At 62.3% G+C, this 12976-nt stretch carries 18 protein-coding genes and 1 pseudogene; all 19 read right to left on the bottom strand.

Annotated features, from left to right (window positions below; genetic code table 11):
- Positions 1–258: pseudogene (locus tag VIM98_RS08865) on the bottom strand (glycosyl hydrolase); the annotation flags it as partial.
- Between the two features lie 226 nt (positions 259–484).
- Positions 485–1597, bottom strand: coding sequence for a serine hydrolase domain-containing protein (locus tag VIM98_RS08860; RefSeq protein WP_331992734.1), 1113 nt, complete (start codon positions 1595–1597; stop codon positions 485–487).
- Between the two features lie 14 nt (positions 1598–1611).
- On the bottom strand, positions 1612–2070 hold the full coding sequence (locus tag VIM98_RS08855) for a VOC family protein (protein WP_331992732.1): 459 nt from the start codon (positions 2068–2070) through the stop codon (positions 1612–1614).
- Positions 2071–2079: 9 nt separating this feature from the next.
- On the bottom strand, positions 2080–2352 hold the full coding sequence (locus tag VIM98_RS08850; protein WP_331992731.1) for an EF-hand domain-containing protein: 273 nt from the start codon (positions 2350–2352) through the stop codon (positions 2080–2082).
- Positions 2353–2488: 136 nt separating this feature from the next.
- The gene (locus VIM98_RS08845; RefSeq protein ID WP_331992730.1) at positions 2489–3202 is read right to left on the bottom strand and encodes a sigma-70 family RNA polymerase sigma factor; all 714 of its coding nucleotides are present in this window, start codon (positions 3200–3202) and stop codon (positions 2489–2491) included.
- A 17-nt stretch (positions 3203–3219) separates the two neighbouring features.
- Complete coding sequence (gene fliP, locus VIM98_RS08840) at positions 3220–3963, bottom strand: flagellar type III secretion system pore protein FliP (protein WP_331992729.1); 744 nt, start codon at positions 3961–3963, stop codon at positions 3220–3222.
- Positions 3960–4343, bottom strand: a complete 384-nt coding sequence (locus VIM98_RS08835; RefSeq protein ID WP_331992728.1) for a hypothetical protein — start codon at positions 4341–4343, stop codon at positions 3960–3962. The genes fliP and VIM98_RS08835 overlap by 4 nt, the downstream gene beginning before the upstream one ends.
- Positions 4340–4645, bottom strand: coding sequence for a FliM/FliN family flagellar motor C-terminal domain-containing protein (locus tag VIM98_RS08830; protein WP_331992727.1), 306 nt, complete (start codon positions 4643–4645; stop codon positions 4340–4342). Before VIM98_RS08830 ends, VIM98_RS08835 begins: the two co-directional genes overlap by 4 nt.
- The gene (locus tag VIM98_RS08825; RefSeq protein ID WP_331992726.1) at positions 4638–5417 is read right to left on the bottom strand and encodes a FliM/FliN family flagellar motor C-terminal domain-containing protein; all 780 of its coding nucleotides are present in this window, start codon (positions 5415–5417) and stop codon (positions 4638–4640) included. Before VIM98_RS08825 ends, VIM98_RS08830 begins: the two co-directional genes overlap by 8 nt.
- Before the next feature lie 5 nt (positions 5418–5422).
- On the bottom strand, positions 5423–6589 hold the full coding sequence (locus VIM98_RS08820; RefSeq protein ID WP_331992725.1) for a flagellar hook-basal body complex protein: 1167 nt from the start codon (positions 6587–6589) through the stop codon (positions 5423–5425).
- Positions 6590–6602: 13 nt separating this feature from the next.
- Positions 6603–7022: a flagellar hook assembly protein FlgD gene (locus tag VIM98_RS08815; RefSeq protein ID WP_331992724.1), complete on the bottom strand. Its 420-nt coding sequence runs from the start codon at positions 7020–7022 to the stop codon at positions 6603–6605.
- Positions 7012–7860: a hypothetical protein gene (locus VIM98_RS08810; RefSeq protein ID WP_331992723.1), complete on the bottom strand. Its 849-nt coding sequence runs from the start codon at positions 7858–7860 to the stop codon at positions 7012–7014. Before VIM98_RS08810 ends, VIM98_RS08815 begins: the two co-directional genes overlap by 11 nt.
- Positions 7857–8315 (bottom strand): hypothetical protein, encoded by a 459-nt coding sequence (locus VIM98_RS08805; RefSeq protein WP_331992722.1) that lies wholly within the window; start codon positions 8313–8315, stop codon positions 7857–7859. The genes VIM98_RS08810 and VIM98_RS08805 overlap by 4 nt, the downstream gene beginning before the upstream one ends.
- The gene (locus VIM98_RS08800) at positions 8312–9643 is read right to left on the bottom strand and encodes a FliI/YscN family ATPase (protein ID WP_331992721.1); all 1332 of its coding nucleotides are present in this window, start codon (positions 9641–9643) and stop codon (positions 8312–8314) included. The genes VIM98_RS08805 and VIM98_RS08800 overlap by 4 nt, the downstream gene beginning before the upstream one ends.
- On the bottom strand, positions 9640–10299 hold the full coding sequence (locus VIM98_RS08795; protein WP_331992720.1) for a hypothetical protein: 660 nt from the start codon (positions 10297–10299) through the stop codon (positions 9640–9642). The genes VIM98_RS08800 and VIM98_RS08795 overlap by 4 nt, the downstream gene beginning before the upstream one ends.
- Positions 10296–10751 (bottom strand): hypothetical protein, encoded by a 456-nt coding sequence (locus VIM98_RS08790; protein WP_331992719.1) that lies wholly within the window; start codon positions 10749–10751, stop codon positions 10296–10298. Before VIM98_RS08790 ends, VIM98_RS08795 begins: the two co-directional genes overlap by 4 nt.
- The gene (gene fliF, locus VIM98_RS08785; RefSeq protein ID WP_331992718.1) at positions 10748–12142 is read right to left on the bottom strand and encodes a flagellar basal-body MS-ring/collar protein FliF; all 1395 of its coding nucleotides are present in this window, start codon (positions 12140–12142) and stop codon (positions 10748–10750) included. Before fliF ends, VIM98_RS08790 begins: the two co-directional genes overlap by 4 nt.
- A gap of 113 nt (positions 12143–12255) precedes the next feature.
- The gene (gene fliE, locus VIM98_RS08780; protein WP_331992733.1) at positions 12256–12549 is read right to left on the bottom strand and encodes a flagellar hook-basal body complex protein FliE; all 294 of its coding nucleotides are present in this window, start codon (positions 12547–12549) and stop codon (positions 12256–12258) included.
- A gap of 5 nt (positions 12550–12554) precedes the next feature.
- Positions 12555–12974, bottom strand: a complete 420-nt coding sequence (locus VIM98_RS08775) for a flagellar basal body rod protein FlgC (protein ID WP_331992717.1) — start codon at positions 12972–12974, stop codon at positions 12555–12557.
- Positions 12975–12976: the final 2 nt, after the last annotated feature.

The raw sequence follows: 12976 nt of genomic DNA, 5'->3' as shown, positions 1-12976 counted from the left end.
GGCGGGGACATAGCCGGCCGAGCCGATCGCGCCAGGCGGAACGCGTTCCGGCTTGCCATTCGATTGAGGCGGGCCGGCGAAAAAACTGTGAACGAGCTGGATTTTTTCGTCGAGAGTCAGTTGCGACACCAGCAGATCGGCACGCTTGTCCGGCGAAAGATGCGCATCGCTCCATGCGTTGCTTGCGGAGACAGTGCCTGCCTGAAGAACCATGGCCGCGGCGATGGCCAGGTGCAAAAGCTTCTTGGGCTTGGTCATTGGTGTTCGCGCTCGAACTGGGCTAGGGAAGTTACCTTAGCCGAATGAGTGCTTGTCGCAAGGGTCAGACCTTCTTCAGCGCTGCCCTCCCGAGCCATGGGAGTTGCATGTGTCGCTCTTCCCCGCCCTTTTCCTCGCTTGAGCCCGATCGGGCAACAGAAGCAGGTCCCCCCTTGAACAAAGGAGGGAGCCTGTCGCCGATGGCTGGCACCTGCGGCAAGCATGGCTACTTACTGCCATAAGCCGCCAGAATCGCCACCCTCGCCCGACGATAGTCAGCTTCGATCTTGGTCAACCGCGCCCGCGTAAAGAAGATCCCGTATAGGCCGCTCTTGCGGTCGATCCACGGATACGTCCCGAACGCGCCAGCGCTCGACACCATCTGACAGCGCAGATTCGCGTCCCAGCTCTCGCACCAATTACCCAAGCCGTATTGCAGTGACGATCCCTTCACCCCCGGAGGCATATATGCCTCCGGCTTGCCGTCGGTCTGCACGGTTTCCATGGCTTCCACCGAAGCGTGCGAAAGCACACGATGTCCGTTGGCCATGCCATCGTGCGCCAACATGCCAAGGAAACGCATGTAGTCCTCGGCAGTCATGACCGCACCACCCTGTAGCAGGGGATTGCGTGTCTGCGCCGCCGTCGCGCCGTTGGCCGGGATGTGCGTCCAATAGGTATGCGTCATCCCAAGGGGCACTGCGATCCGTTCTTGGAATAGATCGGCCCAACGCTTTCCAGTTACCGCTTCGACGGCCGCACCAGCCACCTGGAATCCGGGACCGCCGTACTTGAACACGGTGCCTGGAGCATCGACCAACGGCTGCCGCGCGACCTCTTCCGCCGACTGCGCCAGCGTCATGCGCGGATCTTGGCGAATATCCAAGCCGTCTTCCAGGCTTCCTTCACCCGAGGTCTGCGCCAACAGCTGGCGTAACGTCACTTCGCCGGCCTGGCCCTTGAATGCCGGCAGATAACGCGAAATCGGCACGTCGAGCGAGAGCTTGCCTTCGTCGACCACGTTCATCACCAAGGCCGCGGTCAGCCACTTCGATGCCGAGGCAACCGGCCATTGCGCATTGGGATCGATCGTGCCGACATCCATACGCAGCAGACGAGTATCGCCCCGCATCACGATCGCGGTCACGCCCGGTGCCCCGTCCTTGACGGCCGACTCCAAAGCTGCACGGACATTCGCCGAAGGATCGGCGGCCGTTGGCGCGGCCGCTGGCTGTGTCGCGCTCTTCTTGTGGGCGTACTTGTAAAGGTGGATGGCAATGCCAACGCAACCGGACAGCGACAACGCCGCCGCGCAGACCATCAGGCGCGCAATCCGCATTCTCACGACAGCGCTCATGACTGGGCATCTTCCAACTGCAAGGCTATCGGCTGACCGCCCCAACTCAATGGATCCACATCGGCGACGGTCTGCGAGAACGTCCACAGGTGTCCTCCAAGGTCCATTACCGTGTACTGCCGCTCGCCATAGGGATAAGAAGCCGGCGCACTCACAACCCTCGCTGCGCACGACATGGCGTGGCTATGGTGCGCATCGACATCGGCAATACGCACCATAATCGAATGTGTCGCCCAGCCGCTGGCCGGATGCCCTCCTAAGCCCTGTACAACTACGATGCTGGCCGCATCGCCGATCGCCAGCTGAGCGCGGTGCTCGCCGATACGTAAACGCTCGCGAAAACCGAAAACGATCCGCAGCCAGTCGACCGCCGCCCCAACGTCCTGGTAACTCAATACCGGAGTGACCGCGGACGGCGGCATGGAGCGGTTAACGCGAGTGGATAGATAGGTCATGGCTTGCCCTCACCGTGCCGCGCGACGTTGTTGCACATAGGCCAGAATCTCCGCCTTGGACAAACGCCCATCGCGATCCGTGTCGATCTCGTCGAAATGCTCGGCCAGCCGCGGCATGCCCCTCTGCGCCTCGTCGCGACTCAGGTAGCCATCCTGATTGGTATCGGCTGAGGTAAACCGTTCCTGCGCCTTCTGCGCCATACGCCCGCCGCTACTGGCACAGCCGGCGGTCAATGCAAGCACGATGGTCAGCAGCGCACCTTTGGCAGGGCTCGATAGCATGCAATCACCTCATGGAGAATAGGATGGGGGTGAAGCAAGCCTAGGCCTTACAGCCGAGCCGGTTGTATCGGCAAGGAAGGCAAATGTAAGCAAACGTGTCGGCTATCGCCGCACGTAACAAATGTTCACAATTGCCTCAGCAGTGTGCCGGCTCGGACAATTTGAGCAGGGCGCGCAGTTCCTTCAACGCACGCCGGTGCAGTTGCGATACCCGCCCCTTGGTCAACTGCAGCCGGTCGGCTATCTCGCCAAAAGGCAGTTGATGGTAGTAATGCAGAATCAGGATGGTGCGGTCGCGCTCGTGTAGCAGTTCCAGGCGGCGGCCGACCGCGGCCAACAGGCTGTCACGCTCCATTTCCGTGTAGACGTCGGCCGCAGCGGGCTCCTGCGCTGGCATCGACTGCGTGTCCATCAGGAAGCCCAGGCCGAGTTCGGCTGTCATGGCCACGAACAGTTCCAGCGGGTCCTCGTCGCCCTCCGGCAAATCGCTCTGCAGGAGCGACGCCGTGCGCTCGGCCAGCAAGGGGCTCTCTGGTTCCTGGGTCGCCTGCACACCGGCCTCGCTCAGGGTCCTCAAGCCATCGAACACCGCGCCGCGCACACGCGAACGAGCGTAAGTCGAGAAGGTCGCACCGATGAACGGATCGAAACGTTCCATCGCATCCAGCATCCCGAGCAGCGCGTTCTGCACGCAGTCCTGCCAGGCATCGCGTACCAGGTAGACACGCAAATACACATCCCGCGCCAGCATGCGCGCCCACGGCGAGTACTTCAGCACCAGGGCATCTCGCGCATCGACATCACGCTGCGTGCGCCATTGTTCCCAGAGGTGAAGTTCGGCGACGTCCAAGCCAGCGCGTCCGGTCGCTAGACGTGGTAACTGCTCAACAGCGCCTGGGCCAGCAACGCCCATCCGTTGATCAGAAGGAACAGCAGGATCTTGAGCGGCAAGCTGATCGTTGTGGGCGGCAGCATGATCATGCCCAGCGCCATCAGGATCGCCGCAACTACCAGGTCGATCAGCAGAAACGGCAGAAAGATCACGAAGCCGATCTGGAACGCCGTTCGCAGCTCGCTCAACATGAAGGCCGGCACCAGTTGCAACGGACCGATATCGTCCACCGACTTGGGCGACGGCAGCTTGGACATCCGCACCACAGCAAGCAAGTCTTCCTCGCGCGTCTGCTTGACCATGAACAGCTTGAATGGCTCAAAGGCTTTGACCACCGCCACCTGCGCCGGAATTTCATGCCTGAGATACGGATCCAGGGCAGCCTGCTTGGCGTTCTGGAACACCGGGTTCATCGTGAAAAGGGTCAGAAACATCGCCAGGGTGATCAACACGCTGTTCGGCGGCGTCTGCTGCAAACCCAGTGCGCTACGCATCAGCGACAGCACCACGATGATCCGCGTGAACGAAGTCAGCGCAATCACCATCAACGGAATGAACGACAGCAGCGTAAGCAGCAGGAATGAGCGCAGGATCGGCGAATAGTCGTCGGCGCTCGCTTTGGCGATGGCATCCTGCAAGGGATCCGCACACCATGCCAGCGCCGGCATGCACCAGGCGGCAAGCAGAACGGCAATCAGGCAAAGACGTTTGCGCGTCATGCGCTTTCTCCTTCCTCGCTGGCAGGCTCCAGCTGTGTCAGCGTCGCACTTGCACTGCGCGAACTCTCGGTCAGCAAATAGGACCGCCCGGCGTACTCGATCGCATGCACCGTTGTCGCCATGCTGACGCGTCGGCTCGACAGCAGGCGGATCTCGCCGCCCGGCGACTGCGGCGCGGGGCGACGGGCTGTCGGCAACCAGCCTCGCTTGCGCGAATACAACAGCACCCCGATCAACAGCACCAGCAGCACGCCGGTCATGACCAGCGCCATCGCTACCGACCCGGTCGATACGGCGGCATCCGTGCGATATGGAATCGCCGTGGGCGCCGTATTGGCCTGCGCCATCAGCAGATACCGTGGAAGGTCCAAGTACTTCACAGGATCTCGACGATTTTCAAACCAAAACTGTCGCCCACGGCCATCAGCTGGCCGCGGGCGATCGGCTTGCCGTCCAGTTGCAAGGTCACCGGCGCATCCAGGTCGGCATCCAGCTCGATGCAATCGCCCTTGCCCAGCGCAAACAGCCGATCCACATTGATCTGTGCGCTACCGAGTACAACATCGAGCTTGACGTTGACGTGGCCGAGCATCGCAAGATTGCGCTTGATCAGCGGTTCGGACGTATGCGCCTGGAATGCGGCTTCTTCCAGTTCGATCGGTGCCGCGACGACTTCAGTCATAATGATGCTCCCGCGTAATAGCGCCATCGAGCACGATGGCGCGCTGTGTTCCAGACCGTCGCAGATAACCGGTAGCGACGACTCCCCTGCCCTCTACATGGATATGCAGGGGGTCTTCCAATTTGCGATCGGCCACCAGCACCTCGCCCACCGCCAGATCGGCAAGCTGGGCAAGATCGACCTGGCCGAAGGCCATGGTGGCGCTGACCTGTACCGCCGCCTGCGACAGCGCTTCGCGACGCGGCACCAGAGCCGAACCCACCGCGGCAGACGCCGGCGGCACCAATCGTTCGCCAAGTCTTCGATCGATGAGTACAGTCAACGGCAATCGGCCGAGGCTAGCCTGGACGGCAAAAGCGCCATGCCGCGCCTGCGTCAGCGATGCGGGCAATGCCTGCTTGCTTGCACCGCCTACTGGCGCAGCACCCGCGCGTCGATGGATCGATGCGGCCAGGTCGTTGAGGGCCTGCTCGCCCAGCGAGGCGGCCAGGGCTGCATCGTCGTCGCTCACCACCAGCGCAAGATGGCGACCGATCGCCTCGGTCGCGCGCGTGCCGACATGAATCGCCAACGCGCCATGCGGCCCGACTGAGATAAAAGCACCTTGCAGGCGAGCCTGCGCGTCCAGCTCAGTCACCGCATCGGAGCTGAACTGGCTACTGGCATGCCCGAGCCACCACTCGCGCGACCATTCCTCCAGCAAGCCCGCAAGCAAGCCTTCCAGTGCCGCACGACGCGTCTGGCCGATCCAACCGAAACGTACTTCGTCCATACCGCTCAATTGCCCTGCGTCGACTGGTAGAGCTGTTGCAACATGTCGCTGGACACGGTCATGACGCGCGAACTGGCCTGATAGCCGCGTTGGATCACGATCATCTCGGCCAGTTCACGCGTAAGGTCCACGTTGGACATCTCCAGGCTGCTGCCTTCGATCTGGCCCAATGCACCGGAGGCCGCGCGGCCGATCGTCACCACTTGGTTCTGCGGCGGCAGATACAGATTGCCCTGGATGGCCTCGAGCGAACTTTCATCTGGAAATGACGCCAACGCCAGCTGCGGACCGGCCTTGGTTTCGCCGTCGGCGTAAGTCAACTGCAGCACACCGTTGGTATCGAACGATTCGCTGGTCAAGCCGATCACACCGTGACCGTCCTGCACCTTGGCGGCAACACTGGATGGCGACCCTTGAATGGCAGTGGTACCGCTAAGACTATTGGGCGCGCCGAAATTGAATACGATCGTCTGCGGATTGGAGCCAAGCTGCTTGGTAAAGCTAAGTTCGTTGAATGCCGGTTGAGGCGCACCGTTGCTCGCAAAATGGATATCGCCGCTGCCGAGCGTATTACCGCTGGCATCGGTGACCGTTGCCGTCCAGTCGCCGGAGGTAGTCTGGGTCGGAGGTGTCATGGTCAACGTGAGCTGATGCGCCACGCCCATATCGTCATAGACGGTGATATTGCTGACCGTGTTGGCATTAGGACCAACGATGTTGCCGGTGATGTTCACGGTCGTCGTCGCCTGCGCCGGCAAGCTGCGCAGGCTGCTGACATCGATCGAGCCATAGTTGCCGGCAGCGTCGTAGCCCTGCACCACATATTTGTTGACCGAGTCGACGAGCAAGCCGTCGCTGTTGAGCTCGAACTGGCCCGAACGCGTGTAATACAGATTGCCCTGAGGATCCTTGAGGATGAACAGGCCCTCGCCCTGAATGGCCACGTCGGTATCGGAGCTGGCCTGTTCGATCTGGCCTTCGCTCAGGTTTCGGCCGGTGCCGGCCACCTTGGTTCCGTCGTCGTCCATCACGTTCTCGAAGAACGAATCGTTGCCGCGAAAGCCCGGCGTGTTCATGTTGCTGATGTTGTCGCTGATCGTATTGAGGCTCTGCGAGAAGCCGAACAATCCCGATACGCTGTTGTACAACGCTTGCATGATGTTGGTGGTCATCGCGGGCTCCTGGTTAAGGCGTTACCAGCTGGACTTGCGAAAGCTGCACGTTCGGAATCACTGTGTTATTGGAGCCGGTTACCGTCAGCTGGACACCGTTGGTCGTGAACGAAATCGCGGTAACCTTGCCCGATGTGGTCGAGCCGTCGGCATTGCTGACCTGCACGGTGTGCGACAGCAAATCCAGCGACTGACCGCTCGAACCAATGGTCAGCAGGTTGTTGATCCCACCGACTTCTTCGCTCTGCTGTTCGATACTCACGAACTGAGCGAGCTGTGTAAGGAACTGGCTGTTATCCAGCGGCTGAGTCGGATCCTGGAACTGCAGCTCGTTGACGAAAAGCTGGATAAAGTCCTGCTCATTGATGCCCGAATTGGGCAGCGCCGAGGGATCGGTGGTATTCAATACGCTGCCAATGGCGTCAACCGGCATAATCACTCCCCTGTGTATGTGCCGACGAAGTCCACACTTCGCGGCCGTTCAAGACGACGCGTTGCAAGGTCATGCCCTGCTCACGCGCATGAGCGGTCAGTGAGCCGAGCACCGGGCCCAACTCGTTTTCATTCAATCGGTAATCGCGTAGCCAGGCCGTCACGCCTTTGCCGCCATCGCGACTGAAACGCAGGGCGCGCTCGGACCATTGCACTGCCTCGGCACCCGCGGTGGCGATAGCCGGCGCAGTGGCATCGATGTTATGTACCGGTTCGATGCGGCCGGCGAAAACTTCCGCGATGGAAAGCGGCAAAGCTACCGCTGCACCGGCTTCCTGGTTCGATGCAACGCTTGGCATCGATGGCACTACGGGTTCGTCGACCGGAGCGGCCACGATCGTCGCAGCGTCTCGTTCCAAGGCTGTGGCGTCGGCAGTCTCTCCTTTCGCCTCGCCACGCCAGTCCAGTAGTTTCAGTTCGGACAGATAGCCCTGGGCAGAGAGGTGCAGGCCAAAGACACGCGCTCCGAGAAAGGCCTCGGTGACTCCGATTGGCGTTACCGGCGCGATGACTTGCGCCGATGTCGCTGCGATATCGTGCTGGGCAGACGCAGCAGTCGCATCTGTCACGGTAGCTTGCGCCGTGGCTGATGTACCGGGCGTTTCCGATATGGAAACGCCCGGTGCCTGATGATCGCCGGGATTTATCGCTGGCTTCGGTGGCGGCGCGTGCTCATTCGACTGCTTGTGCAGCTCCTGGGCAAAGTCCTGTACCGGCTGCACTGCACCCGCGTAACCTGCTGCCAGCGTAGCCTGCTCGATTCCGCCTAAGCCGTTCATGTCGCTCCCTCGCGATGTTCGACCCATAGTTCGATCGATTCTTCCTGTGCCTTGGCCGCATGCTCTGCATGCAGCTCCTGGCGCGTCTCCTTGAGTTGCTCATCGACCCGCTCGCGGTAGCGCTTGGCCTGCCAGTTGGCTTGTGCGCGATCGCCGCGTACGCGTTCGGCCTCGGCCAAAGCATCGGCCGCGCGCTGCTGTCGCTCGCCCAGGGCGGCGTCGAGCATCGACAGCATTTCAAGCCGCGCAAGGTCCAGCTTGCGGCCTTCAACGTGGCCATCGTGCCCTGCGCGCGCCACCGCGTCGCGTTGCTCCTGCAAGTGCCGATGGGCATCGCGGCGCTCACGCTCTTCGCCGACGGCCTTGGCCAGTTCGGCCACCGCCTGCGACTCCCGCACTTTCGCCATGCGTAGCAAGGAACGGTAGGAGCGCAATCGCGCCGTCTTTGGATTCATACCACGCCTCCCTCGAGCGCGGCGCGCAAGCGCGCAATGCTGTCGCCACGGCTGGATGAATGCTCCGGCAGTTGCCGCAGGCATTCGATCAACGCCGGGTACAACGCAATGGCCTCGTCAAGCACCGGGTTGCTTCCCGCCTGATAGGCACCCATGTCGATCAGGTCACGCGAGGTCTCGTACGTGGAAATGATTGCCTTGATACGTGTGGCCAGCGCACGTTCTTCCCGTGTAGCCACTCGCGACACCAGGCGGCTGACGCTGGATAGCAGATCGATCGCCGGCAGTTGACCGCGCGCGGCCAGCTCGCGCGAAAGCACCACGTGTCCATCGAGAATCGCGCGCATATGATCGGCGACGGGCTCATTCATATCGTCGCCCTCGACCAGCACGCTGTAGATACCCGAGATGGATCCGCCGTCGCGCAAACGGCCGCCCCGTTCGAGGATCTGCGGCAACAGGTTGAATACCGACGGCGGATAGCCGCGCGAAGTCGGCGGCTCACCCACCGCCAGGCCCACTTCGCGCTGGGCCATGGCAAAGCGGGTCATGGAATCGACCATCAACAGCACATCCAGGCCTTGCTCGCGGAAGTACTCGGCCACCGCATGAGCGGCGTGCACCGCATGCGTGCGTACCAGAGCGGGCTGATCTGCCGTCGCCACCAGCATGACCGAACGCTTGCGTCCTTGGGCGCCCAGCGCCTCTTCGAGGAAATCGCCTACCTCGCGACCGCGCTCGCCGATCAACGCCACCACGACGACGTCGGCGCGGACATGCCTGGCCATCATGCCAAGAAGCGTACTCTTGCCCACGCCGCTACCGGCGAATATGCCCACACGCTGACCTTTGGCCAACGGCATGACCGCATCGACGGCACAAACGCCCGTCTCCAGCGCGTCGTCCAGCGGCGCGCGGCGCAGCGGATTGATCGGCGCGGGTTGTACATCGCGGTAACTTTCCGCTGCAATCGGCGCACCGCCATCCAGCGGTTCGCCGAAGGCATCGACAACGCGCCCGATCATTTCGCGCGACACCGGGATACGGAGCGACCGGCCCAATGCGCGAATACGTGCACCGACGGACACGCCACGCATGTGCCCGAACGGCATCAGCAACAAGCGACCGTCACGGAACCCCACGGCCTCGGCGCGTACCGGCGGTGAGCTGACACCCGTCTCGATGTCGCACAGCTCGCCCACCTTCACGTCAGGCCCTTCGGCCTCGACCACCAGGCCGTTGAAGCCCAGCAAGCGCCCGCTGTCGATCGTCAGACGACGACGCGACAAGCCATGGACGTAACGTTCGAGCAGCGCCTGCGCGGTCATCGTTCGCGATATCCCAGCGTTTCGAGCATCGAATCGAAGATCGCTGCCAGGCGCACGGCAATCGAGCTTTCCGACGCACCGTACTCGCCGACCAACCGGCATTGGCCGGGATCGAGCGCTGACGATTCGACAACCGGCAGGCCATCGATACTCTCAGGCAACAGAGCGCGGTCGGCCGCAGACACTTCGAGCTGCGTCGCCTGGCCTCTCCGGTCTTGTACCAACCGTTCGCATAACCGGGCAATCAGCGTGCGGTCGTCCTCATTGGCGGTAAATACCTGCTGCAGCGTCGCGGCGGCCAGCTCGAACGACAATTCGCGCATCGCCTGTTCGTGCGCTTGCACAGCCTGCGTCAGGCCCTGCAATAAGCCATCGAGCTGGCGCTGTTGTGCGTCCCAGGCCTCCCGGTGAGCCCGCAATGCCTCTTCGGCCTTGGCTTCCAGTGCCTGGGTGCGCAGCTCGTGATCGCGTGCCGCATCTTGTTCGCCAGCCTCGAAGCCATCGGCATAGCCTTTGCGGAATGCGATCGCGTCGATGCTTTCCTCAGCGGGGGGCACATCGACCACGGCATTCGCGACAAGCGCCACCGGCTCCGTCGCCAAGGCACGCCGCGCCTGGGTTTCGACCACGGTATCCGCGCTGAGCCGTCGAATCATCGCGCTTCGCCCTCTGCACGCGCAGCGCCGGCTGCGTCAGCGAGGTATCGAGCGAGCGCATCGCTCAAGGCGCGCGGAAATGCGGCCGGTAGGCGCGACATATCCTGGCGGATCGCCTCGGCGCGCGATTTGGCGCATGAGGCCAGATAAATCTCCGCATGATCCTGGGCCACGCCGCGCAGGATGCGCGCAGCCCATGGCGTGGACAAGCGATCGAGCACCACGATCAAAAGATCCGGCGGCGGCAGCTCCGGTGCCAGGCGTGCCGTCTCATCCGACAGCACGGCTTGAAGGATATCGTTGTCCAGTGCCGTATAACGCTGGGCTTCCAGCACCAGCGGCTGCAAGGCCGCGCGCGAGGCGACCGGCAAGCGTGCCAGCAGCCAGCGACGATCGGCGGGATGCATCGAGGCCAGAGCCAGCGCAGCCTTGCGCATGCCAGCCACGTTCATCGCTCAACTCCGCTCGATTCGATCCACTGGCGAAGGCGCAACAATGCCTCTTCGCGCTCGGCATGACTGAGTCGACGCGGCGTACCGCTGCCACGCGCGGCCATGACAAAGGCACCGATGACAATCAACACCAGCAAGATCATGACCGGGTAGATCCAAAGATGCTGCCCCAACCCGGCGGCGGGCGCATCGTCCGTCACGGATGCGCTCTTGTCATCGACCGCCGCGGCAACCGTCGGCGTCGACGTGGGCGCGGCGTGCTGGGGCGGCGCGATGGCCGCGATGTCCACCTTATCGCCGCGTGCTGTATCCAGGCCCAAGCCGGCAGACACTACGTCGGAAAGCTTCGCCAATTCGGCCGGTGGCAAGGCTGCCGGCACGACAATACCTACCGAGATGCGCTCGACGCGGCCCGGTGCGCGCTCGATTTCTTCCTGCTCGCGACCGTGGGCGTATTCGAGTTCCCGGTTGTTGCTGGTCGCGCCCGCCTTCGGGCGATCGGCGTCGCTGTCGTCTGCCGCGCGGCCGGTCGAATCGACCTTCTCGCGCACTACCAGTCCATTGCCATCCTTGCCCTGCCCGATCAGCTGTTCGCGAACCTGTTTGACGTGGTCATAATTGAGGCGCACATCGACCGAGACCGTGAAATCGTCGGTTTGCAGAACCCGATGCAGCAGCTCGCCGACCCGCGTACGTAGCTGACTTTCCAGCTGCGTCTGGGCATCGAGATTGTCGCCGCCGGCTTGACCGTTGGCGCTATAGCCGGAAAGCTGCAAGCCCTTGTCGTCAAGCACCACGACCGCCTCTGGCGACAAGCCATCGACTGCCGACGCCACCAGGCGTTGAATGCCGGCCACTTCGCGCGCATCCACGTGCTTCTGTGGACGCAGACTCAAGGTCACCGATGCCTTCGAAGGCGGATGCTCTGTTTCGAACAACTCGTTATGGTGAATCGTCAAATGCACGCGGGCGGCGGCCACTTCATCCAGGGAAGCGATGGTGCGCTCCAACTCACCCTGCAAGGCACGCTGGAAATTCACCTTCTGGGCGAACTCGGTCACGCCATAGTCGGAGTCCTTGAAGAGCTCGAATCCTACGCTGCCGCCCTTGGGCACCCCCTGGGAGATCAGCTTCATGCGTGTCTCGTAGACCGTATCGGCTGGAACCAGGATGGTCCGCCCCTCATCGGCCAAGCGATACGGCACCTGCATCTGGCCAAGCGTCGAGGAGATCTCCGCGGCGTCCGAATCGCGCAGCTCGCGAAAAAGCACGCCATACGGTGGGTGCGACAGCCACCAGCTGGCCGCCCCGACAGCTACCACGATCGCCAGCACGCCGAGACAGAAGGCGATGCGTGCGCGAAAGCTCATGGAAGAAAAGAACTGCAACATGCTTACTCCAAATCCTTTATGGGTACTTCTTTAAATCTGGGTGGCCGACATGAACGAATGAGGCGACGACGGCGATCGTTCCTTCAAACTCGAGGTGCCTCCATACAGTTCTGTCAAACCTGCATGTTGGTAAGGTTCTGGTAGGCATCGACCACGCGATTGCGCACTTCCACAGCGAACTGCAACTTGAGATGCGCTTGTTCCATCGCGATCATCACGTCATGGGTCGGGATATCGTTGCCAGCAGCCAGGCCGCGCGCGGCGGCATCGGCCTGGTTGAGGCTGGCGTCGACCTGGTCCAGTTGCTGACCGATCATGTGCGCGAAATCCGGACCGGCTTGCGTCTGGATCGCGCTGCCTCGCTCCGGCAAGTCGAGTCCAGCGATGGAAATCGAATCCACTGGCATCAGGTTCACGATTCGCCTCCAAGATCGAGCGCGCGCAAGGCCATGCTGCGCAAAGTGTTGAAGGCGCGCACATTGGCCTCGTAAGCACGGTTGGCTTCGATCAGGGCACCCATTTCGGTGACCATGTCCACCTTGGGATAACTGACCATGCCCTTGGCATCGGCCGATGGATCGGATGGGTCGCGCACTTCCCGAAGTGGCGCGTCGGTACCGAGCATGACCGGCGCCGATGCGGCACCGTGCGGTGCACCGAGCGAACCGTCGAAGTTGGCGCCAAACCCGGCAGCCACATGCATCAAACGGGCCGGGTGCCCCGGCTCGGCCGGCGTGTTCGCCACGGCAATGTTATGGCTGGCCGCTTCCAGCCGCAGGCGTTCGAACTCCAGGCCATAGCGAGTAGCGGCGAAGATCGCGTCGACGCTCATGC

Source organism: Dyella sp. (assembly GCF_036568765.1).
In the GTDB taxonomy this organism is placed as follows: domain Bacteria; phylum Pseudomonadota; class Gammaproteobacteria; order Xanthomonadales; family Rhodanobacteraceae; genus GSA-30.
This window is presented reverse-complemented; position numbering and strand designations above follow the sequence as displayed.